Here is a 22,805-nt window from a genome sequence, read left to right as displayed (position 1 = left end):
CTTTCCTATTTTTTTGTCAATACTTGATTTAAAAAAATTTTAAACCTAAGTTTTACTTGACGCTGACTCGTTTTAATTTGCTTTTCAGCGTGTTGCTCCGTGTCAGTGGGGTCGCATTATAGGGCGATCCTTTTTTTGATCAAGCCTTTTTTAAGGTAAAAATTAAAAAAAACAATCAAGCGAACAAATAACACTCAAAAAGACCCATAACCCTTGAGTTTTGTATAAAAAACACACTCAAAAATTGTATTTAACCACATCATGTCTTTTCTAGTATAAACAACTTAAACAAAAAAGCCGGAACGCGTCATTGCGATCCGGCTCAAATTTATATTTTATATGACATATTATGAACGAGGAATAAAACCAACAGCATCATATACTGCCTTTAATGTTGTTTGCGCTTGCGCTTGCGCTTTTTCCGCGCCACTTCGCATAATCTCGTCAAGACGGTTTTGATCTTCACGGATCTCCTTAAAACGAGTTTGAATAGGCTCAATCATTGCTACAACTGCGTCGGCTGTATCTTTCTTTAAATGGCCATACATTTTATCATCATATTCAGGCACTAGATCTGCAACGGATCGCTTAGTTGCAACTGAAAGTAATGTTAGTAAATTAGATACACCTGGTTTTTCTGACCGATCAAAATAGATCCGCGCCTGTTCGTCTGAATCTGTTACCGCTTTTTTAAGCTTTTTCTCAATTTTTTTCGGTTCGTCTAACATCATGATAAATGCATTGGGATTATCATCTGATTTAGACATTTTCTTCACAGGATCTTGCAAGCTCATCACCCGAGCACCCAACTCTGGTATATATGGTTCAGGTAGTTTGAATACCTCACCGTATAGGTTATTAAAACGCGTTGCAATATCTCTGGTTAATTCTAAATGCTGCTTCTGATCTTCTCCAACAGGCACTTGCGCTGCTTGATACAGTAATATATCTGCTGCCTGAAGTGCTGGATACGAGAACAAGCCAACATTAATATTATTCGCATGTTTTGCTGACTTATCTTTGAACTGTGTCATACGATTAAGCTCACCCATTTGTGCATAACAGTTTAGCACCCAACCCAACTGGGCATGTTCAGACACCTGGGACTGGACAAATAAAGCCGCCTTTTCAGGGTCAATACCACAAGCAACATAAAGTGCAATGCCGTTCAATACACGCTCTCGGAGCTCTTCCGGTTTTTGACGCACTGTAATGGCATGAAGATCAGCAAGCATAAAGTAACTTTCATGATTTTCTTGTAAGTTAAGCCACTGGTTAATTGCGCCAACATAATTGCCTATCGTCATACCACCCGTTGGCTGCATGCCACTCAACACTACTGGTTTACTCATGATGTTCCTTTATATCTAAATATTAGTTTCGCTTGTTTAAAATAGGGATTATATCTAAGAATCCCTCACAGAGGTACTCTGGATCAAAATCTTCTAAATTACACCCTTGATTGTAACCGTACTTCACTGCAATTACGTCTACCTTGGCATTTTTTGCTGCCAATATATCACTTTTTGAATCTCCCACCATAAGCACATCACTAACAGAGAGACCTAGAGATTTACACGCCATGAACAGGGGTTTAGGGTTTGGCTTTTTATCAGTATCATCACCACAAACCAATACATCAAAGTGATGGTTCAGTTTTAGTTTACTCAACAATAACTCAGTAAAAACTCTGTCTTTATTGGTTACTAGTGCTTTTGGAAGGTGCGCCAACGCCGATAAGCCTGTTTCCACATGGGCATATAACGCGGCGTAATTCCCTACAATATCATGATAGTGCTGTTTAAACCGGACAATTGAATTATCAACAAGTGATTGATTCAAATCGGGGTTAACCTGTATGTCACCTGTCAGGCCTCGCTTAACTAACATGCTTATGCCATTACCCACCCATGTTTTAACCTGTGCGTAACTGACGATAGGGTACGCCACCTCGGTTAGCGTGAGATTTAATGCCATATACATATCCTCTACGCTATCGACTAAAGTTCCATCTAAATCAAACAATACACCTTGATAACTCATGCCCCTACCTTAGCTAATTTATCACGCATTTGGTCTATAACCACTTTATAATCCGGTTCATTAAATATGGCAGAACCCGCAACAAACATATCGGCGCCTGCGGCTGCGACTTCAGCAATGTTTTCTACTTTTATACCGCCATCCACTTCTAAACGAATGTCACAACCAGACGCTGTGATGAGTGCTTTAACTTGCTTTAGTTTATCAATCGTTTCAGGTATAAAACTTTGCCCACCAAACCCTGGATTAACTGACATGAGTAAAATCACATCTAACTTATGCATTACGTGATTTAAATAATGTAATGGTGTTGCAGGGTTAAAAACAAGCCCAGCTTTACAGCCGTGCTCTTTAATCAAACTGAGCGTCCTATCTATATGTTCACTCGCCTCTGGATGAAAAGTAATAATGCTTGCGCCTGCTTTAGCAAAATCAGGGATCAAACTATCAACGGGCTTAACCATCAAATGTACATCAATGGGAGCTGTGATCCCAAACTCTCTTAACGCTTTGCAAACCATTGGGCCTATCGTTAAATTGGGCACATAGTGGTTATCCATGACATCAAAATGGACCACATCTGCGCCAGCATGAAGAACACGTTCCACATCTTCGCCAAGCCTTGCGAAATCAGCTGATAGAATAGAAGGCGCTATTAGGTATTCAGTTTCTTGAGACAAAATAAGTACATCCTAAAGTTACTAACTTTTTGGTTAACTTTACCGTAATTAATGCTATGAACCCAACAAAAATAAGCGCTTAGTTATGGCATAACGATTAAAGCTGTGATGGCGTCTAATTGTGTTTGTTTTATGAACATTTATTGTGTATTATTTAAGAATAAAAGGGATTAGGAGTAGTTATTATGTTGAGTCGACTAAAAACACGGATGCTTGGGCTTTCAGCAATTGCTGTTATATCTGTAGGGGCGATATCCTACGATAACTCCCAAACAACAGACTCACTTTATAAAAATTGCACCTGCAATGCCTCTCATCAAATATCATCTTCTAAAATACTAGCCTGCAAGCGAGATGCCCATACAAGTTGGTATGCATGGCTATCTGGAAAAAGCAGTAGCGCCCAGTTTCATTACTTAGATCTTTTAGAACTTTTACTAGGCTCTAAAGAGTCCAGTTCTAGCAGCGATGGTTTCACTCCTCCACTTTAAAAGGGCACAATTTTGCAGCTGCTAAGTATCATACAAAGTGTACTTGCTGCCATTTTTGGTGTTCAAAGTCGTGGTAAGTACCAGCACGACTTTAACACAAGTTCCTTTTTACCATTTATAGTCGTCGGTATTATAGTGGTAATCAGTTTTATTATAAGCATTGCACTGATTGTGCAGTATGTTTTGCATTAATCAACGCTAAAAGACACTTTATATATTGCAGTATAGTGCCATCAATTCATTAACTTTTGTTCTACCAGTCCCTTTAGGGCTAATTGTCCTCTTTACCTGGATTGCATCTAACTTTGCTTGACTGTAAATCTTGCGTGTCCAAACGGTGTCATGATTTGATATCAAAACTGGCGTAGATCGCTCAAATGCCGTCGTTTCAGCTAAGTTTGCCAAGGTCGCTTGATCGTTTAAATCAAATCCACCTTTTGCATACGAAGTAAAAGAGGCCGTTTTACTCAGTGGAACATATGGTGGGTCACAATAAACGACGGCATTATTTGGAATGCTTTTGAAAACCTGCGCATAGCCATGGCACGTAAATGTGGCCGTTTGCGCTTTTTCGGCAAAGCTATACAGCTCTTTTTCAGGAAAGTATGGCTTCTTGTACTTTCCAAAAGGTACGTTAAAAATACCCTTTAAATTATACCGGCATAAGCCATTGTATCCATGTCGATTCATATACAAAAATAAAATAGCACGCTCATAAATATCAACACTGCTGTTAAATTGCTTCCTATATTCATAGTAAGCATCTGTATGGTTATTAAAATCAACAAACAGCTTTCGTGCATCACTCACAAATTCATCTGGTTGTTGTTTTAATTCATTATACAAATTAATTAAATCAGCATTAATGTCGTTCAGAATATAGTGTTTAAAATCGGTATTAAGAAACACCGAACCAGCACCAACAAAAGGTTCCACTAAAGTATCGGCGTCACGGCTCGCCAACGATAAACGCTGTGCTATGCTCTCAACCAAACTATATTTTCCACCTGCCCACTTTAAAAAGGCCCGGGTCTTTTGTTGCATACAAACTCTAATTATTTTGAAGTTGCGCGATTTTACACTAAAAGCTGATAATTACCGAGCAAACTCAGTAATTTCTTGCTTGATTTTAGTCTGCTTTTTGAAAAAAGGTTGTCCGGCCAGTATATCATTTGGTAATTGTGCCTTCGCTTGCTTTGCACTCTCTAATGTCGTAAAACCACTTTGCACAACAATCCACCAAAGAGCTTCTGAACGACGAGTACCATATATTTCTAGATGCGATATTCGCGGTGTATTTTTTGTAATAAAGCCATCAGCAATTACCTTGTCTTTGACAGCTAAGAGTTGAATAGCCCAGTTAGTATCGGCTTGTGCCAATAAACTTAGGTGAGAATGTTCCGCAGAAACGATATTTTCAGAACTAATAATGTCTCTTTTCGTTTCAACGTCTTTCAGCACAGGTGGCTCAATCGATTTATTAACTTCTAAGGTACCTTTTGCTAAATTACTTTCAACCTCATCCTCACTGACTTCATCATCAAGTGTTTCTGTCAACGCAGATAGCACCGCAGCCACGCGACGCTGACCAGAACCAATATTTTGTACTACCTCTGGTATATCATTAACAACGATTAAAGGTTGATCTTCATCATTAATCGCGTCTAGCTCAACAGTCGATGCGACTTCTTGCACACTTGGTACAGCAACCACATTGGCAGCCTTTGCTGTAAAAACTAGCTCACTAGAGAGAACTGTATCAATCACTGACTGCCCACTCTTATCAGGTACTAATTCGCTGATCTCTTTTTTATAAACAAACGCAATCATCAGCAATGCCAACAAAACAGTCAGCAGAGAAAGGTGCCACTGTGCTTTCGCATATTTACTTGGTTTGGGTTGTTCTAGTTGCTGCTCTTCAGAACGCCAATCTAATAATACCGCGGGATTTCCATGAGATTCATTTAGGAAAGCTTGAAAAATAGGGTCCTCTTCAACAGGTAATTGCGAAAAGAACATTTTCATCAACGCTTTAGACTCTAAGAGCGATAAAGGCTCTAAATGCAAATCTAATGCTTGTGGTACCATCATCGGTGATTGAGCGGTAATTAGAATATAAACTTTTTCTACCGTCTGTTTTGCAAGCTTTTGTAACTCTGCAACCATTTCATCAGATAAGTGCCTAGCGCCATCTAACACCCATAAGCATGGTCCTGAACTAGATTCACTATGCAAACTGATGAAATTATCACTTAATGACAGAGTTTGATCGATAAGGGGAGAACGAAAACTATGTTGTAAAAGTTGGACAGTGAGCTCACTGTCTTTAGTATGTGCAGATAGCTTAATAAAAGCTTTATTAAACTCTGGATACTTATCGGTGATAAACGACTCAGCTAAATAGCTTTTCCCTAATCCAGAGGCTCCAATCAAACAAATGAGGTTTTGCCCGTACTCATATTGTAATTCAATTCGATTTACTAAAGCAGCTCTGCTGGGCAATATTTGAGATTGCATTAGCGCCCTATAAGTGTGCTCACCGCGTCGTCTGACACATCATCTACTAACGCACATTCTCCCAGCTTTGTCGGCACAATAAATCGAATACGGCCTTGCTTATTTTTCTTGTCTTTACGCATATGTAATAAAAATTCAGCGCTGGTCATACTATCAGGAATAGAGATCGGTAAATCATATAGTCCAAGGAGCGTCGTAATTCTGTCCACTTCTTCGCTACTCAATGCATTGCGCTGGTAAGCAAGCTTCGCAGCAAGCATCATCCCTGCTGATACCGCCTCACCATGTAGCCACTTACCATAGCCCATTTGTGCCTCTATGGCATGGCCAAATGTATGACCTAAATTCAGTAATGCACGCAGGCCAGCTTCTTTCTCATCCTGTGCAACAATTTCAGCTTTAATTTGGCAACACCGGTAAATTACTTTAGTCAGTGAATGTACTTCATGCGATTTAAGCTGAGTATGATGTTCCTCAAGGTAACTGAGAAAGTCGATGTCATAAATCAAACCATATTTGATTACTTCAGCCATGCCTGCTGCAAACTCTCGTGCAGGTAAGGTGCTCAAAGTATCGGTATCGATAAAAACGGCTTTTGGTTGATAAAAAGCCCCTATCATATTTTTACCTAATGGATGATTAACTGCGGTTTTCCCACCAACGGATGAATCTACTTGAGAAAGTAACGTGGTTGGAATTTGAATAAAGGGTACACCACGCTGATAACACGCAGCGACAAAGCCTGTTAAGTCACCAATGACTCCCCCACCTAAAGCAATTAAGCATGTGTCCCTGCCGCAATTGTTTTCCAACAAAAAAGCTGAAACCTGCTCAAAGTACTCTAAGGTTTTATATTGCTCACCATCAGGTAAAACAATATGTAAAGGCGCACACTTAGCCAAACTGTCCAGTAGCCCATCTAAATACAATGGTGCAACCGTTTGGTTAGTGACAATAACAGGTCGACATGTTCCAACATAATGCTGTAACTGTCGACTATCTGATAACAGATTTTGACCAATATAAATGGGATAACTACGCTCGTTCAATTCAACTTTTAGTTCAAGCATTTATCCCTCTCAGATTGGTCATTTAACTAGAAATCTAGTTTATCTATAATTTGATTAGCAACTACTTTTGCGCTTTGCTCGTCTGTGCGAACAATATGATCAGCCACTTCTTTATAAAGTGGTTCTCGCTCTTCTGCCAAACGCTCAAGAACATCTCTTGGCGCTTCCTCGGTTTGTAAAAGTGGACGACGCTTGTCACGCTGTGTACGAGCAACTTGTTTCTCGATAGGAGTTTCTAAGTAAACAACAATACCGCGCGCAGATAACTTATTGCGCACCTCTTTGCTGACTACTGAACCACCGCCCGTCGCCAAAACAATGCCTTGCATCTCGGTTAGGTCAGAAATTACGCCTTCTTCGCGCACTCTAAACCCATCTTCACCTTCAAGATCAAACACCCACGCAATGTCTGCGCCAGTACGGCGTTCAATTTCTTGATCCGAGTCTACAAATTCAAGGTGTAATTGATCAGCAAGGTGTCGACCAATCGTGCTCTTACCAGCCCCCATCGGGCCCACTAGAAATATATTACGTTTCTCAGCCATATCTTTTTAGTACTAACGAACTCTAAAATTTGAAATAAAACCCCGCCTAACGACCTGGCCCCAAAATTAAGGAGGGGATTATCTCAGTAATTCGTGAACGATTTCAAGTCAAATAGTATAAAAAGCATCTACTAGACCTGAAATCAGCGGATTACTAGACAATTACTGACCATCTAGCATTATTTTTGGGGTCACAAATATCAATAATTCTTTCTTCTCGTTTATTTCACGAGTATTTCTAAATAACATTCCCACGTAAGGGATATCCCCTAACAATGGAATTTTACTCACTGCACTGGTTATTTCTTGTTGATATATCCCACCAAGTACCACAGTTTGACCATTCTCCACTAAAACCTGTGTTTTGATCTGCTGTGTATTAATCGCAACAGCAGGACCACTTGGTGTTTGAACATTATCACCTCGAGTATCCTGCGTAATGATCAAGTCTAGTATAATTTTGTTATCCGGTGTGATTTGTGGCGTTACTTCTAAACTTAACACCGCTTTTTTAAAGCTGACTGACGTTGCACCACTCGACGCAGCTTCAACGTATGGGATTTCAGTACCCTGCTCAATCCGTGCTTTCTTTTGATTCGCCGTGGTAATGCTTGGCGTAGCAATGATTTCACCTTTATTCTCTTGCTCTAATGCCGATAACTCAAGATCTATTAACGTCCCATCAGCTAACTTTGCTATGTGTACACCAATACGCCCAGCAGATAGTCCCGAAACGGGTAAGTTAACATTTAAGCGATTAGTAAAATCAGGTATGGTTCCATTAGATAAAGAATCAGCCCCTTCCAATGAGCCAGAAATCGCATCAGAACCTTGCTGATCACTAAATCCCCAACGTATACCAATATCCTCCTGTACGTTGTCTTTAACCGTCACCATCCGAGACTCAATGCGCACTTGCTTAACCGGTACATCTAATGTCTCAACCATGCGACGAATACTTTCTATGCTGCGCGCACTATCTTTAATTAATAATGTATTGGTGCGATTATCGACCGATACACTGCCACGGTCACTCACAATACTGTTTATATCTGTTTTTAGTAAATCAGCGAACTCTTCTGCTTTAGCATAGTTTAATTGAATATACTCGCTATACAGAGGCTCAAGCTCTTCAACTTGCTTGCGCGCTTGTAACTCTTTCGCTTCTCGCGCTGCCAACTCTTCAGAAGGAGCAACCATTAAAATAGAGCCCTCCATTCTTTTATCAAGCCCTTTTACTCGCAATACCACATCTAACGCCTGATCCCAGGGCACGCCATCTAGTCGTAAGGTAATATTACCACTGACAGAATCACTCGTGACCAAGTTAAAATTATTGGTATCAGCAATTATTTGCAGTACAGAGCGCACAGGAATATCTTGAAAATTAAGCGTTATCGGCTGACCTTGATATTCTTTTTTCTGTCCGAAAACTTGCTGCTCGGTATCCTTCTCGACCGTTAGAGTAAAAATATTATCCAGTTGCTGATAGGTGTATTTGAATGCACTGTTAGGTTCAATGACTAAGCGGCTGCTGTTTTCTTCTTTAAATGTTTCAATTTTACTCACAACCGTGCCAAAATCTAAAACATCTAATTCATAAAGTAACTCATCTAAAATCGCCGTGTGGTGAAAATCAGCAATGATCTTACCACCACGCTCTTGAACATTTATTGCTGCTTGGGCACTTTGCAAAAAAGCCAATACTTTTGCTTCCCCCTTTTCCCCGCGGCGAAAATCTATAGATTGAATGGTGTTGATATGAGTGGCAACTGAAGAGGTCGCTTCACTTATCATATCTGTAGCTATTGGATTATCCGACACCTGCAAATAAACTAGATTGTTCTTCACTCTAGTTTTATAAAGCTTGAGCTTGTCCATAACGACTGTTAACGTAAAACCCTTTTCTTCCATTCTGCTTTCAATAACCTGTATGCCAGCTTTATTGACAGCTAACGACTTCAAGCTCTCTTCAAATTCAGCATTTGGAAAAAATAGTGCAAGCCGAGCAGGTGAATTTAACACTGTGACGGTCGGTTCAATATCAAGTTGTTCATCAAACACAAACTGCAATTCAGTTTCTTTATCTGGAACTGGGTTATAACGAACATCATAGAGCATAGGCACAGCCTGAACTAACCCTGATAGTGCTAGCAAAATCCCATAGATCGTTGCCCTGAAGCCAAAATTCAAACTCTTACGAGCCATAATAATGTTACCTTTATTGTTATTCACCTGTACCAGTTTCTTCTGATTCGTGTATTTCTACTTTTGTTAGACGCTCTTTCCAGCAACCTGTCCCGTCAGGAATTAACTCTAATAGTTCAATATGGTCAGGGTTCACGCTAACGACCTCACCATGATAGAGGCCCATATATTCGCCTTGCTTTATTCTGTATAACCCTTGATCCGATGCTTTAATTAACGCCCATATCACATTCGCCGTGGCAATCGTCCCTTTCATCTCTAAGTTATCTAGCGGGTACTTTTCTAAGGGACCTCTTGCCCTGTTTGGATCCGGGTGCAAACAGTTGCGCACCTGTACCATTTTACTTTCAATCACCTCAGGTTCAGGGGCCACAAATGGACTCCTGAAATTCACCGCATCATAAGAAAAGTGCGTAAATTCACGCATTTTCGGGATTGGTTCTACCTTAGGTGTCGCGCTCGCCTGTATTTGGTCAATAAACTCTTTTTGTTCCGCAGTGTCGTCATTACATGCGCTCAGCAACGACGCTCCTATCACTATCCAAGCAAGTCGATTCATCACTTACGCCCCTCTTGCTCATAGCGATAGGTTTTAGCCACCACACTAAACACCAAGTTATTATTGCCCGCATTTTCAATTTGAAAGTCATGCAGACTCACAATACGCGGTAACTCAGCCACTTTACTCACAAACTCACCAAACTCATGATAGGTCCCAACAATCTCAAGTTTAATAGGTAATTCAGTGTAAAATTCTTTTTTAATTTCAGGTAACCAACCTATTTTCAAAAACGTGAGGCCGCTCGATGTACCGACATAAGTTAAATCATCGAGTAACCCGGGAGTCTCATTTGACGTCGGTAACCGCCTTAACAGTTGGGAAAATTGCTCTTCCATATCAACCATCTGCTGACGATATAAATCTAAGTTATTCGCTCGCGCATATTTAATTCTATAACTTGTTCTTAATTCCTGTTCAGCATTAACCGCACCATCATATCGGCTAATCGACGTCGATACTAATAAGCTATACCCCACCGCAAGTGTGATCACCACCACCAATACACAACACAGCACCTTAACCGCAAACGGCCATTCACCAATGTTATCTAATTCAATCTCATTCCAATCGATATCTTGTAATGATTTAAGATCAAAATTCACTCTTTAAGCCGCCTTTAAATTACTGCTCACGCTGAGATGCTTCAATTTGCTTAAACGATTTCACATAAAAATGCATGGTAAAATCACTTAATAATCTTGAGCGCTGCTCTCCAGCGACAATACCCTGTATTACCGGACGCTCAAGTAAATAGGATGCTTCTACTTGTCTTAACATTTGTGATAAACGATTATTAGATTCACTGCGCCCTATCACCTTCAATAAGTTACCCTGCCTTTCTAAACTGGTGAGGTATATCCCAGCAGGCACGACACGAGTGATCTCATCAATAATCTGAGTGCCCAAATTTCGGTTACTTTGTAATTCTTCAATCAGTTGAATACGACGTTGCAAATTATCTTTTTTCTTATTTAAATCATTAATTGCAACAATCCGAGTGTCTAATTTAGTAATTTCTGTTTTCAAGTAATTATTTTTGATGTTCTGACCTGCAGTCAGACCATCATAAAATGCACCTATAAAGTACATCACTAAAAAAACAACCCCAACAATTAAACCAATAATGGTTAGAAACTTTTGTTGTGAAGCCTGACGCTGCTGTTCGCGCCATGGCAATAAATTTATATGTGGCATGATGTAAAGCTCCTCAATGCGAGCCCTGTGGCAATAGCGAATTGGGGCTTATGCCTTTGCAGTACATTTCTATCCACTTTGGGAGACACTTCCATGTCCACAAAAGGATCTGCAACAATCGTGTGAATGCCTAACTCATCTACCAATAATCTATCTAACCCCTCAACTAAAGCTGTGCCGCCAGTTAATACAACATAGTCTACATGGTCTTTTCCACTGGTCGTCATAAACATCTGCACCGCTCTGCGCACTTGCTGCAACAATGCAGTTTGAAATGGCGCTAATACTTCAAACGTGTAGTTAGGAGGTAAATCACCGGTTGTTTTTGCAATTTCGGCTTCATCAAAGCTTTTATTGTAGTAGGCAACAATACTATTGGTATATTGCTCCCCGCCAAACACTTGATCTCTAGTATAAATGGCTTTGCCAGATTGGAGCACGCTGACCAGTGTGATCACTGCACCAATATCAATGATTGCAACAACTTTATCGAACGCATCAGATGGTAACTGACCATACAAAACATCGAGCGAGCGCCCTAGCGCATAACTTTCGACATCAACGACTTTCGCATTGTAGCCTGCTTCCTCTAGCGCCCCAACACGTGCTTGAACACTTTCGGTACGCGCTGCTGAAAGCAATACATTGACCCGCGAAGGATCTGCTTCATTCACCGAAATTTTCTCAAAGTCCAAGCTTACCTCATCCAGTGGATAAGGGATCAGACTGTCAGCTTCGATCGCAATTTGCGACTCCAATTCAGCATCGGTTAATGAGACATCCATAAAAATTACTTTAGTGATCACCGACTGGCCAGACACTGCGACTGCAGCGTATTGCGTATGTTTTGGTAAACGTTTTTTTAATTTATTTATAACTCGTCCAATAGCTTCAATATCTTGAATTGCTCGCTCCGATATTGCACCTTTTGGGATAGGTTCAATCGCCACTGCTTCTACACGATAACCCGCATTTGACTGTGACAGCAGCACGGCTTTGGCACAATGTGAGCCAATGTCGATACCGAACATCATTGGTGCCTGTTTCTTGAAGAGTTTGCTAAGCATGGCTGTCGCTTAATATCCTTTGTTTTATGTATGAACAAGTTATAATTATACACACAATTATTATTAATCATTTTTTATTCAAGATATACTAGCAGTGTCTACCGATAATTGGGAGTCTAACTAGGGAATATTCCGTGACTATATTGAAGAGAGCTTTACAGTTTTTTATCACTTGTACTATTTTAAGTCTGTTAACATTACTCAGTCTTTATTATTATGTCAAATCTGATATCCCCAGTGTAAATGTACTTAAAGAGGTACAATTACAAACTCCCATGCAAGTTTTTACTAAAGACGGCAAGCTCATCAATCAATTTGGTGAGAAACGACGTATTCCGGTAAAAATTGAAGACATTCCACAACCCCTTATCGATGCCATACTCGCCACTGAAGACAATCGTTTTTACGAACATTTTGGTATTGATCCTATCGGTATTGTGCGCTCCTTTATTGTCTTAGTCAGTACAGGTGAAAAAAAACAAGGTGCCAGTACCATTACCATGCAGCTCGCTCGAAATTTTTTCCTTACACGTGAAAAAGCGTATATCCGTAAAGTAAAAGAAATCTTTATCGCATTACATATTGAGCAACTACTCTCTAAAGACGAAATACTCGCCCTTTACCTTAATAAAATTGAATTAGGGAATAGGGCATTTGGGATTGGTGCAGCTGCGCAGGTGTACTACGGAAAAGAGCTCAATGAACTCACATTGCCACAAATGGCGATGATAGCTGGACTGCCAAAAGCCCCTTCAGCACTGAACCCAATTCGTAATGCAACGCGAGCAAAAGCACGCCGTAATGTTGTATTAGGTAGAATGTATAAAGAAAAATACATAGATAGATCATCCTATGAGAAAGCCAAAAATGCGCCTATCACCGCACAGCGCCATGGTGCAGAAATCGAGCTTTACGCGCCTTATATTTCCGAAATGGTTCGTGCTTATATGGTGGAACGCTATGGAACTGATAAAGCTTATAATAGTGGGTTTAGAGTATTTACCAGCGTCGAGTCAGATATTCAAGCCGCAGCACAGCAAGCGCTAGTCAATAACTTACATAAATACGATATGCGTCATGGCTATAGAGGCCCTGAAAAAACGTTGTGGCAATTTGAGAGCGAAACACCTTGGACTGAGCAAGCGATATTAGCCCATTTAAAATCCGTTAAAGAAATTGCCCCACTACATGCTGCGGTTGTGACAAGTATCTCAGAACAATCTGCGACTGTACTGGCTAAATCAGGCGCATACCACACCATAAAGTGGGCTGGCCTTAGCTGGGCACGCGCCTTTATTTCACAGACTCGCCAAGGCTTACCACCGAAAACAGCTAATGATATCTTAGTACCCGGTATGCAAATTTGGCTACGACAGCATCAGAATGAGTGGCAATTGAGCCAATATCCTACCCTTTCAAGTGCATTGGTTTCATTAGACCCACAAGATGGCAGAATAAAAGCCTTAGTAGGCGGCTATAGCTTTACACAGAGCCAATATAATCGAGCTACGCAGGCAAAAAGACAAGTTGGCTCAAACATAAAGCCTTTTATTTATTCTGCAGCTATGGAGAGTGACTACTCACTTGCGACCATTATTAACGATGCACCGATCAATCATTGGGATAAAAGCCAGCGCTATGCATGGCGTCCAAGAAATAGCCCCGATGTTTACAGTGGCCCGATCAGAATTCGCCGTGCACTTGCTCAATCAAAAAACGTTGTATCGGTGAGGTTATTACAAGGTGTCGGGTTACATCAGAGTGCTGATCACTTACTTAAATTTGGTTTTCAAGATGAAGACATTAATCGCAGTGAATCCTTGGCGCTCGGCAGTGCAGCAATGACACCACTGGAGATGGCCAGAGGAATGAGTACTTTTGCTAATGGCGGGCACTTAATCGATCCGTACTTTATTAGTGAAATTCAAGATGCCTATGGTAATACATTGGGCTCAGCACAGCCGCTTATCGCCTGTGATGAAGAGCAATTAGAAATGAACGCTCATACCTGCGCACCACAAGTGATCTCAGAGCAAAATGCCTTTTTAGTATCCAGTGCGATGCACAGTGCAATTTGGGGTGGGGGCAGTTGGCGCCACAAAACAGGTTGGACAGGCACTGGCTGGCGCGCACAGAATTTAAAACGCCGAGATTTATCTGGTAAAACAGGCACCACTAACGAATCGATAGATACCTGGTTTAGTGGCTTTAATCACAATGTGTTAACCACGGTATGGGTTGGCTTTGATGACGCAAGCAAGCCTCTAGGCCGTGTATCATACAATAACAACCTTGGGAAAAATCAGTTGGTAGGAGCCGAATCAGGGGCAATTTCTGCACAACCTGCATGGATTGAATTTATGCGCACAGCGCTTAACAATCAGCCTCTCGCGCCCATTGAGCCTCCACCGGGTTTAATCTCAGTACGCATTGATTTAAAAACGGGTTTACTGAGTCATAAGAATGACCACACCAGTCGTTTCGAGTATTTTGAGCCAGGTACCGTGCCAACAAAATATGTATTAGACAAAGGCGCAAGTACACCATTTGATGATCCTTTGCCAATACAGGATGAGTTATTTTAACCCATTTATTATTAAGCCTCTTATGATAGCGGAATACAAAAAAAGCCAATCATTTATCTGATTGGCTTTTCAATCATTGATGCGAATCAAGGCTAATCTGTCAATGAATTAGGCTTCTAAATCAGCCATATAGTTTGCTGGCAGCTCGATTTGTGCAACCCCTGACTCGATTGCAGCATGTGCAACAGCCTTCGCTATACGTGGTAATAAACGTGGGTCCATTGGCTTTGGAATAATATACTGTGCACCAAACGCCAAGCTCTCAACGCCAGCCGCAGTCAACACTTGCTCAGGCACCGGCTCTTTCGCAATACTACGAATGGCTTCAACCGCAGCAATCTTCATTTCATCATTAATCGCCGTCGCCCTCACATCGAGCGCACCGCGAAAAATAAATGGGAAGCATAATACGTTATTCACCTGATTCGGGTAATCAGAACGACCCGTTGCCATAATCAGATCGGCTCGTGCGCTATGAGCAAGCTCTGGGTTGATCTCTGGATCTGGGTTAGAGCATGCAAATACCACAGGCTTATCTGCCATGAGCTTTAAGTCATCTGCAGACAATAAATCCGGACCAGATACACCAACAAATACATCTGCATCAGAGATCACATCTTGCAACGTACGCTTGTCCGTATTGTTAGCAAATAATTGTTTATACTCATTTAAATCGTCGCGACGCGTGTGAATAACCCCTTTGCGGTCGAGCATATAAATGTGCTCACGTTGTGCACCACACTTAATTAATAGTTCCATACATGCGATGGCCGCAGCACCGGCTCCCAAGCATACGATGATCGCATCTTGTATATCTTTACCCTGAATTTCTAACGCATTGAGCATACCAGCCGCAGTAACAATCGCAGTACCATGTTGATCATCATGGAAAACCGGGATTTCACATCGCTCAATCAAAGCTTTCTCTATTTCAAAGCACTCAGGGGCTTTGATGTCTTCTAAGTTGATACCACCAAATGTGTCTGCGATATTAGCGACCGTATTGATGAAGTCTTCTGTAGTACGATGCTTGACTTCGATATCAATTGAATCTAATCCCGCAAAACGTTTAAATAATAGCGCTTTTCCTTCCATCACCGGCTTTGAAGCCAGAGGGCCGAGATTACCCAAACCCAAAATAGCAGTCCCATTACTGATCACTGCAACCATATTACCTTTACCGGTATATTTATATGCATTGGCAGGATCGGCGGCGATTTCACGCACAGGTTCTGCAACCCCCGGGCTATATGCCAAGGCTAAGTCTTTAACGGTTTCCGCTGGTTTAGTCAGTTCAATACTGATTTTACCTGGAACGGGATGAGCATGATAATGTAGAGCTTGTTCACGAAAGTCTGACATGACGCGATATATTCCTGCAAGAAGTTAAAAGTGAGAGTGAAATTCCGCAATTAAGTCAACAATACCCTGTTTGCAAATATATTCAAGCAATATCAGGTCAATCCTGTACTTACTAATTCAAGGCATTTTCACAGATTTTTACGGGTATTTAACTTATTTTATCTGCTTTTATTCATCTAAAATCACTCAAAACCTGCTTTTATTCCATCTTCGATGAGTGAAAAACAAACCAGCTTAGCCACCACACTCAAAAACGTCGAGATGAAATATAAAAGCAAGATATTCACTGTATTTAACAGATTTTAGTGAATTTTAAAAACAATAAGCATACAAGTAACATAATGGCATACCGAATTTTTATGCATAAAACTAACAAAGGTACGCAAAAAAAGTCGTCTTGTACTCTCTACGACTATAGAAGCTATTGAGGAAAAGTGAAATGAGGTAAATTCAATATTGAATATAGATAAGATAAATTAGAGCTTTAACTCGATTGAAAAATTATTAAATTAAAGGCACAAAAAAAGCACCCGTAGGTGCTTTCATCAAACGTGTGGTCTTATTTACTGCTAAGAGAACCAAAACGCTTGTTAAAGCGGTCAACACGACCACCTGTGTCTAAGATTTTCTGCTTACCAGTATAGAATGGGTGACACTCAGAACATACGTCTAGGTGAATATCTTTACATAGCGTTGAACGAGTCGCAAATTTATTACCACATGAACAAGATGCGTTAATCGTTTCGTACTTAGGGTGAATACCTTCTTTCATAGCAACCTCTGGTTAGGCCGTATCGCTCTCCAAACCCGAAGTTTGGCACCATACGTAGTTATACAAATAATTGGACGCGTATTTTATGTAACTACAGCACAATCTACAAGCACTAAATACACTATTTAGCTAAAATTCATCCAACCTGCTTTCATATAAGCAGTTTAAACTGGGTTTTTAGACGCCCCTCTAGTAAATTGATCATATCCGAGTGAATGTGAGTTTTTAATGTCTTTTGTTGAAGTTGCTATTAAGGTCCCTCTGCCCCGTACGTTTGATTATAAATTAGACGATGGGCAATCTGTATCTGTTGGCTCTAGAGTCGAGGTGTCTTTTGCGAATAGACGTTTAGTCGCAATGGTGGTTGCACTGAAAAGCAACTCACAAGTACCCGAAAATAAAATGAAGCCCATCACACATATTATTGATAATGAGCCGGTGTTATCCGCGCAGCATATTGCATTTTTGCGCTTCACAGCACAATACTACTGTCACCCATTAGGCGAAACCTTATTTACTGCTTTACCTGGTGCGCTGCGCAGTGGTGAACACCCCGACAAAACGACCGTTGCCACCGTTACTTTAACTGATGCAGGCTTAAATACGCCTAAGCTTCGTTCAAAAAAGCAACAAGCGCTGTTAGCGCAATTGCATGCATCTGGCGCTTCAAGTATTACAGAGCTCAAAGCATTAGGTTTTACCAAGCAACAAATTGATGGCTTACGAGAAAAGGCCCTTATCAAACAATATTTAGCACATGATACCCAATGGGCGCTTTCACCAAGAGCAATATCGTCTAAGCCTCGCTTAAATGAAGAACAAGCTGCCGCTTGCAGCGTCATTAACCAACATCAAGGTTACCAAACATTTTTATTAGAAGGGATCACAGGAAGTGGTAAAACAGAAGTCTATTTACAATGTCTCGAAGACATCATTAACTCAGGACAACAAGCATTAATTTTGGTGCCTGAAATCGGCTTAACACCTCAAACCGTTAATCGCTTTCGTCGTCGCTTCCCTGATACCCCCATAGATTTATGGCACTCAAATTTAACTGACAACGAACGCCTACACGTATGGCGCAGATCAGAACAAGGCAGCTGCGCCTTAGTCATTGGCACTCGATCAAGTATTTTCCTCCCATTCACAAATTTGGGTATGATCATCGTTGATGAAGAACATGATAGTTCTTTTAAACAACAAGACGGTTTACGCTATCATGCTCGCGATTTGGCGGTATATCGATGCGCTCGTGCAAATATTCCTCTTATCTTAGGCACAGCTACTCCCGCCTTAGAAACACTGCATAAAGCCATTGATAAAAAGTTTCAGTTACTGACCCTATCAAAAAGAGCACAAACAAAAGCAGATAACCAATTTTTACTTGTCGATATGAAGGGCCAAGCTGAACAAAGCGGTTTTGCGCCTGCCACTCTTAAATATATCGAGCACACGCTGGCGCGCGGTAAACAAGTCATGGTGTTTTTAAACCGTCGTGGCTACGCCCCCACATTGCTATGCCATGAATGCGGTTGGTTAAGTGAGTGTTCTCACTGCTCAGCCAGTACAACCTTTCACAAAGCAATGGCACGTTTAGTCTGTCATCATTGTGCACAGCAAAGCTACGTACCAGCCCAATGCCCTGACTGTGGCAGCACCCAAATTATGCCCGTTGGGATTGGCACAGAGCAATTAGAAGATTTTTTACAACAGCATTATCCACAGATCCCTATTAGCCGTATCGACAGAGATTCAACCCGTAAAAAAGGCGCGTTAGAAAGCGCACTTGCAGACATCAACGCAGGGGGCAAGCGCATCTTAGTTGGAACACAAATGCTCGCCAAAGGCCATCACTTTGCGGATGTGAGTTTGGTTATTATGTTAGATGTAGATGGCGGCCTCTACTCGAGTGACTTTAGAGCAACAGAGCACATGGCACAATTGATAACCCAAGTTGCGGGGCGTGCAGGACGAAGTGGCGAACCTGGGACGGTTCTCCTGCAAACTCACTTCCCAGAACATCCTTTATTACAAGATCTTGTCAATAACGGATACCAAGATTTCGCCCGATACGCCTTACAAGAACGTCAAGAAGCCGCCCTTCCTCCTTACACGCATTTAGCATTAGTACGAGTTGAAGGGACTAATTCTAAAATAGTAATCGACTTTTTAGCAGATTTGGTTCCTGTACACCCATACTCTGGTATACAATTACTCGGACCAGTGCCTGCTCCTATGGAGCGCGTAGCTGGAAAATACAGATACCAATTACACATTCAAGCCTCAGAACGACCTACTTTGCATAGCTACCTTGCTCAGCTAATGGACTATATTAACGAGCATAAGTTAGCAAATAGGATTCGATGGAGCATTGACGTAGACCCCACGGATACCTATTAGTAATTTATGGCACAGCACGATTATATAAATAGAAAGCCGAACAGCAATAAAGGCAAAAACAATAAGCAGGTTTCACAACGTAAACCGTTCCCTGTGTTTTTAGCGTTCGCTGCACTCGTTTTAATTTCCGGATTCATATATGGGCTTTGGTACATCAAAACTAATGCCGACCCTGTTCACGTGAAACAAGTTCAAAAACAACCCCCCATTACTCAGCCTGTAGAAACCGCACTTGAAAAACCACGTCCCCCTGAGTTTTTAGAAGAAATTAAAAGTCATGAAATAAAGGTTGATGTAAAAGAAATAAAGCGCAAAGGACCCTATCAAATGCAATGTGCTTCACTCAGAAAGTATTCTGAAGCCGAAGCGCTTAAAGCCAAGATCGCCTTTGCAGGACTGGTTGCAGAAATTCGCCGTACAGAGGGCAGTAACGGAGTATGGTATCGCGTCCGCTTAGGACCTTATGATAGTAAGCGAAAAGCCGAAAGTGACAAAAATAAATTAAAGCGGATCCACATTGTTGGCTGTGCTATTTGGGGATGGACTTGATTTTAGTCCAACCGCCCTCATCTATGCTGTAATTAAATTTAATACGAGGCACCTACAGCCTCTCTATTAAGGAATACTATGACTACCATCGTAAGCGTCCGTCGTGACAATAAAGTTGTTATTGGCGGAGATGGCCAAGTGTCACTTGGTAATACCGTAATGAAAGGCAACGCCCGCAAAGTACGCCGCTTATATAACGGCAAAGTACTTGCTGGATTCGCCGGCGGTACCGCAGATGCTTTTACTCTATTTGAGCGCTTTGAAAGTAAACTTGAAATGCATCAAGGACACCTCACAAAAGCGGCTGTAGAAATGGCCAAAGATTGGCGTAGTGACCGAGCTCTGCGTAAATTAGAAGCATTGCTTGCTGTGGCAGATGAAACCGCTTCCTTGATCATCACCGGTAACGGTGATGTCGTGCAACCTGAAAACGACTTAATCGCAATTGGTAGCGGTGGTAACTTTGCCCAATCAGCAGCCACTGCATTATTAGAGAATACCGATTTAAGCGCCGTTGAAATTGTTGAAAAAAGCCTTACGATCGCAGGCGATATCTGCGTATTTACCAACAACTTCCAAACTATCGAAGAATTGTAAGAGGAATTGCCATGACCGCAATGACCCCAAGAGAAATCGTCCACGAACTAGATCAACATATTATTGGTCAAAATAAAGCGAAAAAGGCCGTGGCTATTGCGTTACGTAATCGCTGGCGCCGTATGCAGTTAAACGACGACTTACGTGCTGAAGTAACACCAAAAAACATTTTAATGATTGGTCCAACAGGTGTTGGTAAAACTGAAATTGCACGTCGCTTAGCAAAACTGGCTAATGCACCTTTTTTAAAAGTAGAAGCAACGAAGTTCACCGAAGTCGGTTATGTTGGTAAAGAAGTTGAAACCATCATCCGTGATTTAGTTGATATCTCAATTAAAATGACACGAGAGCAGCAATCTAAAAAGCATCAACATAGGGCTGAGGAAGCAGCGGAAGAACTTATCCTTGATGCATTATTACCTCCAGCTAAAGATGCGTGGGGTGAATCACAGCCCGCGGAAAACAATTCTACACGCCAAGTTTTCCGTAAAAAACTACGTGAAGGTCAGCTAGATGACAAAGAAATCGACATTGATATTGCTGAAACCCAACCTCAAGTTGAGATCATGGCCCCTCCTGGCATGGAAGAAATGACCAATCAGTTACAGGGCATGTTCCAGAACATGACCGGTGAGAAAAAGAAAAGTCGCAAACTAAAAATCAAAGATGCCTTTAAGCTACTTATCGAAGAAGAAGCCGCTAAAATGGTTAACCCTGAAGAGCTTAAAGAGCAAGCTATTTTTGCTGTTGAGCAAAATGGTATTGTCTTTATCGATGAAATTGACAAAATCTGTAAACGCGGTGAAGCACAAGGCCCAGATGTGAGCCGTGAAGGTGTACAACGCGACTTACTCCCACTGATTGAAGGCTCAACCGTCAGTACAAAACACGGTATGGTAAAAACTGACCATATTTTATTTATTGCATCTGGCGCATTTCAAATGTCAAAGCCATCTGATTTGATCCCTGAATTACAAGGTCGATTACCAATACGAGTTGAGCTTGAAGCCTTAACAGCAAAAGACTTTGAGCGTATTCTTACTGAGCCACATGCCTCTTTAACAGAGCAACAGCAAGCGCTACTGAAAACAGAACAAGTGGATATTAATTTCACAGAAGATGCACTGACTCGTATTGCCGAAGCTGCGTGGCGTGTAAACGAAAAAACGGAAAACATCGGCGCACGTCGTTTACATACGGTCATGGAAAAGTTGATGGAAGAAGTCTCATTTGATGCTTCGGAGCGCAATGGCGAAGCACTTGAAATTAATGCACAGTATGTTGAACAGCATCTAGATGCATTAGTGCAAGACGAAGACTTAAGCCGCTTTATTTTATAAGCAGTACAAGTATGATAAAACGGAGCTTCAGCTCCGTTTTATCATGGACTCATTGTTATGTACTTAGTTACGAAACTACATTTTCATCGTAAAAGTAAAAAACTAGATGTTCACTTTGACGACGATGTTATTTACACATTACCCTGTGAGTACCTGCGCACACACTCACCTTCTGCTGAAGTGCAGGGCCATGGCGCTGAGCAAAGTAAGCTCGTGTTAAATAAAGATGCCGTCACGATCACAGCGCTTGACCCGGTGGGTCATTATGCCGTCAGGCTCAGCTTTGATGATGGCCATAATTCAGGCCTGTTTAGTTGGCAATACTTACGAGAGCTAGGTGTAAACCACACAACTTACTGGCAAACCTACTGTGATAGAGTCGCTCAGCATAACAAACAAGCTCACAGTGTTCCAATTAAGTTCATACCCTAGTCTTAACACCTAAACCTCCAGTTCTGAAAATATACCAAGGCAACCTTCACGCATTCCGTGTGAGTTAAAACATATTTAACCTCAAGTTTGGATAAGGGTTTTGCAATAGAAAATGTTTTGAAAACAAACTTATGTACAATCCAATGATGATATTTCGCTCAATATCAAGGCGCTTTTATGCAGTAATAGCGAGCTGTTACAAATGAAAGCAACGCCGAGAGTGAGAAAATAGCTTTATTGGGCAAATTCCCTTATCCAGAGCTGAAGTTATGTACTTAACTTAACATCGTTGGTTTCCTGCCAAAGCAGTGCACTGCCCATCGAAGGCTCGGATATCCCCCTCTATCTTAGGTATAAAAAAACGCAGCCTTGCGCTTAATGCCAGTCAGTT

General features: G+C 41.3%; 22 protein-coding genes. 8 read left to right on the top strand and 14 right to left on the bottom strand.

Annotation, left to right across the window (positions count from 1 at the left end; all coding sequences use genetic code 11):
- Nucleotides 1-347: 347 nt before the first annotated feature.
- The 3 genes from trpS to rpe are packed head-to-tail and all read right to left on the bottom strand — an operon-like array spanning nucleotide 348 to nucleotide 2,723.
- The gene (gene trpS / locus CWC18_RS15800; RefSeq protein WP_138591856.1) at nucleotides 348-1,352 is read right to left on the bottom strand and encodes a tryptophan--tRNA ligase; all 1,005 of its coding nucleotides are present in this window, start codon (nucleotides 1,350-1,352) and stop codon (nucleotides 348-350) included.
- 22 nt (nucleotides 1,353-1,374) lie between these two features.
- Entirely contained in the window at nucleotides 1,375-2,043 is a 669-nt protein-coding gene (locus tag CWC18_RS15795) for an HAD-IA family hydrolase (protein WP_138591857.1), read from the bottom strand.
- The gene (gene rpe / locus CWC18_RS15790; protein ID WP_138591858.1) at nucleotides 2,040-2,723 is read right to left on the bottom strand and encodes a ribulose-phosphate 3-epimerase; all 684 of its coding nucleotides are present in this window, start codon (nucleotides 2,721-2,723) and stop codon (nucleotides 2,040-2,042) included. The genes CWC18_RS15795 and rpe overlap by 4 nt, the downstream gene beginning before the upstream one ends.
- A 185-nt stretch (nucleotides 2,724-2,908) precedes the next feature.
- Between rpe and CWC18_RS15785 the strand changes: the two genes are divergently transcribed.
- Nucleotides 2,909-3,214: a hypothetical protein gene (locus tag CWC18_RS15785; RefSeq protein WP_138591859.1), complete on the top strand. Its 306-nt coding sequence runs from the start codon at nucleotides 2,909-2,911 to the stop codon at nucleotides 3,212-3,214.
- Nucleotides 3,215-3,226: 12 nt separating this feature from the next.
- The gene (locus tag CWC18_RS15780; RefSeq protein WP_138591860.1) at nucleotides 3,227-3,406 is read left to right on the top strand and encodes a DUF2970 domain-containing protein; all 180 of its coding nucleotides are present in this window, start codon (nucleotides 3,227-3,229) and stop codon (nucleotides 3,404-3,406) included.
- Between the two features lie 18 nt (nucleotides 3,407-3,424).
- On the opposite strand, the gene CWC18_RS15775 is transcribed toward CWC18_RS15780, so the two are convergent.
- The 9 genes from CWC18_RS15775 to CWC18_RS15735 all read right to left on the bottom strand — a co-directional run bounded on the left by CWC18_RS15775 (nucleotide 3,425) and on the right by CWC18_RS15735 (nucleotide 12,377).
- Complete coding sequence (locus CWC18_RS15775; RefSeq protein ID WP_138591861.1) at nucleotides 3,425-4,258, bottom strand: Dam family site-specific DNA-(adenine-N6)-methyltransferase; 834 nt, start codon at nucleotides 4,256-4,258, stop codon at nucleotides 3,425-3,427.
- A gap of 51 nt (nucleotides 4,259-4,309) precedes the next feature.
- Complete coding sequence (locus CWC18_RS15770) at nucleotides 4,310-5,731, bottom strand: AAA family ATPase (protein ID WP_138591862.1); 1,422 nt, start codon at nucleotides 5,729-5,731, stop codon at nucleotides 4,310-4,312.
- A complete protein-coding gene (gene aroB, locus CWC18_RS15765; RefSeq protein WP_138591863.1) occupies nucleotides 5,731-6,801 on the bottom strand; it encodes a 3-dehydroquinate synthase in 1,071 nt (356 codons plus the stop codon). The genes CWC18_RS15770 and aroB overlap by 1 nt, the downstream gene beginning before the upstream one ends.
- Before the next feature lie 26 nt (nucleotides 6,802-6,827).
- A complete protein-coding gene (gene aroK / locus CWC18_RS15760) occupies nucleotides 6,828-7,346 on the bottom strand; it encodes a shikimate kinase AroK (RefSeq protein ID WP_010366439.1) in 519 nt (172 codons plus the stop codon).
- A 162-nt stretch (nucleotides 7,347-7,508) separates the two neighbouring features.
- A complete protein-coding gene (locus tag CWC18_RS15755) occupies nucleotides 7,509-9,554 on the bottom strand; it encodes a type IV pilus secretin PilQ (protein ID WP_138591864.1) in 2,046 nt (681 codons plus the stop codon).
- Nucleotides 9,555-9,573: 19 nt separating this feature from the next.
- Nucleotides 9,574-10,113 carry a pilus assembly protein PilP gene (locus CWC18_RS15750; protein WP_138591911.1) on the bottom strand — a complete coding sequence of 180 codons (540 nt, stop codon included), beginning with the start codon at nucleotides 10,111-10,113 and terminating at the stop codon, nucleotides 9,574-9,576.
- Nucleotides 10,113-10,718, bottom strand: coding sequence for a type 4a pilus biogenesis protein PilO (locus tag CWC18_RS15745; RefSeq protein ID WP_138591865.1), 606 nt, complete (start codon nucleotides 10,716-10,718; stop codon nucleotides 10,113-10,115). The genes CWC18_RS15750 and CWC18_RS15745 overlap by 1 nt, the downstream gene beginning before the upstream one ends.
- Before the next feature lie 19 nt (nucleotides 10,719-10,737).
- A complete protein-coding gene (locus CWC18_RS15740) occupies nucleotides 10,738-11,310 on the bottom strand; it encodes a PilN domain-containing protein (RefSeq protein WP_138591866.1) in 573 nt (190 codons plus the stop codon).
- Complete coding sequence (locus tag CWC18_RS15735; RefSeq protein ID WP_138591867.1) at nucleotides 11,298-12,377, bottom strand: pilus assembly protein PilM; 1,080 nt, start codon at nucleotides 12,375-12,377, stop codon at nucleotides 11,298-11,300. The genes CWC18_RS15740 and CWC18_RS15735 overlap by 13 nt, the downstream gene beginning before the upstream one ends.
- Before the next feature lie 134 nt (nucleotides 12,378-12,511).
- Between CWC18_RS15735 and CWC18_RS15730 the strand changes: the two genes are divergently transcribed.
- On the top strand, nucleotides 12,512-14,962 hold the full coding sequence (locus CWC18_RS15730; RefSeq protein ID WP_138591868.1) for a penicillin-binding protein 1A: 2,451 nt from the start codon (nucleotides 12,512-12,514) through the stop codon (nucleotides 14,960-14,962).
- Nucleotides 14,963-15,070: 108 nt separating this feature from the next.
- Here CWC18_RS15730 and CWC18_RS15725 read toward each other — a convergent pair whose 3' ends face one another.
- Both CWC18_RS15725 and rpmE read right to left on the bottom strand, forming a co-directional pair.
- Complete coding sequence (locus CWC18_RS15725) at nucleotides 15,071-16,324, bottom strand: malic enzyme-like NAD(P)-binding protein (protein ID WP_138675653.1); 1,254 nt, start codon at nucleotides 16,322-16,324, stop codon at nucleotides 15,071-15,073.
- A gap of 559 nt (nucleotides 16,325-16,883) precedes the next feature.
- Entirely contained in the window at nucleotides 16,884-17,096 is a 213-nt protein-coding gene (gene rpmE, locus CWC18_RS15720; RefSeq protein ID WP_010366427.1) for a 50S ribosomal protein L31, read from the bottom strand.
- Between the two features lie 228 nt (nucleotides 17,097-17,324).
- Between rpmE and priA the strand changes: the two genes are divergently transcribed.
- From priA to CWC18_RS15695, 5 genes are all read left to right on the top strand, one after another.
- Nucleotides 17,325-19,496 carry a primosomal protein N' gene (gene priA / locus CWC18_RS15715; RefSeq protein WP_138675652.1) on the top strand — a complete coding sequence of 724 codons (2,172 nt, stop codon included), beginning with the start codon at nucleotides 17,325-17,327 and terminating at the stop codon, nucleotides 19,494-19,496.
- A gap of 6 nt (nucleotides 19,497-19,502) precedes the next feature.
- The gene (locus CWC18_RS15710) at nucleotides 19,503-20,045 is read left to right on the top strand and encodes an SPOR domain-containing protein (protein WP_138591871.1); all 543 of its coding nucleotides are present in this window, start codon (nucleotides 19,503-19,505) and stop codon (nucleotides 20,043-20,045) included.
- Nucleotides 20,046-20,123: 78 nt separating this feature from the next.
- Nucleotides 20,124-20,642, top strand: coding sequence for an ATP-dependent protease subunit HslV (gene hslV, locus CWC18_RS15705; RefSeq protein ID WP_119861768.1), 519 nt, complete (start codon nucleotides 20,124-20,126; stop codon nucleotides 20,640-20,642).
- Nucleotides 20,643-20,653: 11 nt separating this feature from the next.
- Entirely contained in the window at nucleotides 20,654-21,982 is a 1,329-nt protein-coding gene (gene hslU / locus CWC18_RS15700; RefSeq protein ID WP_138591872.1) for an HslU--HslV peptidase ATPase subunit, read from the top strand.
- Between the two features lie 57 nt (nucleotides 21,983-22,039).
- Nucleotides 22,040-22,414, top strand: a complete 375-nt coding sequence (locus CWC18_RS15695) for a gamma-butyrobetaine hydroxylase-like domain-containing protein (protein ID WP_138675651.1) — start codon at nucleotides 22,040-22,042, stop codon at nucleotides 22,412-22,414.
- The last annotated feature ends 391 nt before the right edge of the window (nucleotides 22,415-22,805 follow it).

The sequence above is a fragment of the Pseudoalteromonas aurantia genome (assembly GCF_005886875.1).
Lineage (GTDB): Bacteria > Pseudomonadota > Gammaproteobacteria > Enterobacterales > Alteromonadaceae > Pseudoalteromonas > Pseudoalteromonas aurantia_A.
Note: the sequence above shows the minus strand (reverse complement) of the source record. Positions and strands in the feature narration are given on the sequence as shown.

Coding starts and splice junctions, on each gene's coding strand:
- trpS (WP_138591856.1), bottom strand. CDS start 1,352: ATGAGTAAACCAGTAGTGTTGAGTGGCATGCAGCCAACGGGTGGTATG.
- CWC18_RS15795 (WP_138591857.1), bottom strand. CDS start 2,043: ATGAGTTATCAAGGTGTATTGTTTGATTTAGATGGAACTTTAGTCGAT.
- CWC18_RS15785 (WP_138591859.1), top strand. CDS start 2,909: ATGTTGAGTCGACTAAAAACACGGATGCTTGGGCTTTCAGCAATTGCT.
- CWC18_RS15775 (WP_138591861.1), bottom strand. CDS start 4,258: ATGCAACAAAAGACCCGGGCCTTTTTAAAGTGGGCAGGTGGAAAATAT.
- CWC18_RS15770 (WP_138591862.1), bottom strand. CDS start 5,731: ATGCAATCTCAAATATTGCCCAGCAGAGCTGCTTTAGTAAATCGAATT.
- aroB (WP_138591863.1), bottom strand. CDS start 6,801: ATGCTTGAACTAAAAGTTGAATTGAACGAGCGTAGTTATCCCATTTAT.
- aroK (WP_010366439.1), bottom strand. CDS start 7,346: ATGGCTGAGAAACGTAATATATTTCTAGTGGGCCCGATGGGGGCTGGT.
- CWC18_RS15755 (WP_138591864.1), bottom strand. CDS start 9,554: ATGGCTCGTAAGAGTTTGAATTTTGGCTTCAGGGCAACGATCTATGGG.
- CWC18_RS15750 (WP_138591911.1), bottom strand. CDS start 10,113: ATGAATCGACTTGCTTGGATAGTGATAGGAGCGTCGTTGCTGAGCGCA.
- CWC18_RS15740 (WP_138591866.1), bottom strand. CDS start 11,310: ATGCCACATATAAATTTATTGCCATGGCGCGAACAGCAGCGTCAGGCT.
- CWC18_RS15735 (WP_138591867.1), bottom strand. CDS start 12,377: ATGCTTAGCAAACTCTTCAAGAAACAGGCACCAATGATGTTCGGTATC.
- CWC18_RS15725 (WP_138675653.1), bottom strand. CDS start 16,324: ATGTCAGACTTTCGTGAACAAGCTCTACATTATCATGCTCATCCCGTT.
- rpmE (WP_010366427.1), bottom strand. CDS start 17,096: ATGAAAGAAGGTATTCACCCTAAGTACGAAACGATTAACGCATCTTGT.
- priA (WP_138675652.1), top strand. CDS start 17,325: ATGTCTTTTGTTGAAGTTGCTATTAAGGTCCCTCTGCCCCGTACGTTT.
- CWC18_RS15710 (WP_138591871.1), top strand. CDS start 19,503: ATGGCACAGCACGATTATATAAATAGAAAGCCGAACAGCAATAAAGGC.
- hslV (WP_119861768.1), top strand. CDS start 20,124: ATGACTACCATCGTAAGCGTCCGTCGTGACAATAAAGTTGTTATTGGC.
- hslU (WP_138591872.1), top strand. CDS start 20,654: ATGACCGCAATGACCCCAAGAGAAATCGTCCACGAACTAGATCAACAT.
- CWC18_RS15695 (WP_138675651.1), top strand. CDS start 22,040: ATGTACTTAGTTACGAAACTACATTTTCATCGTAAAAGTAAAAAACTA.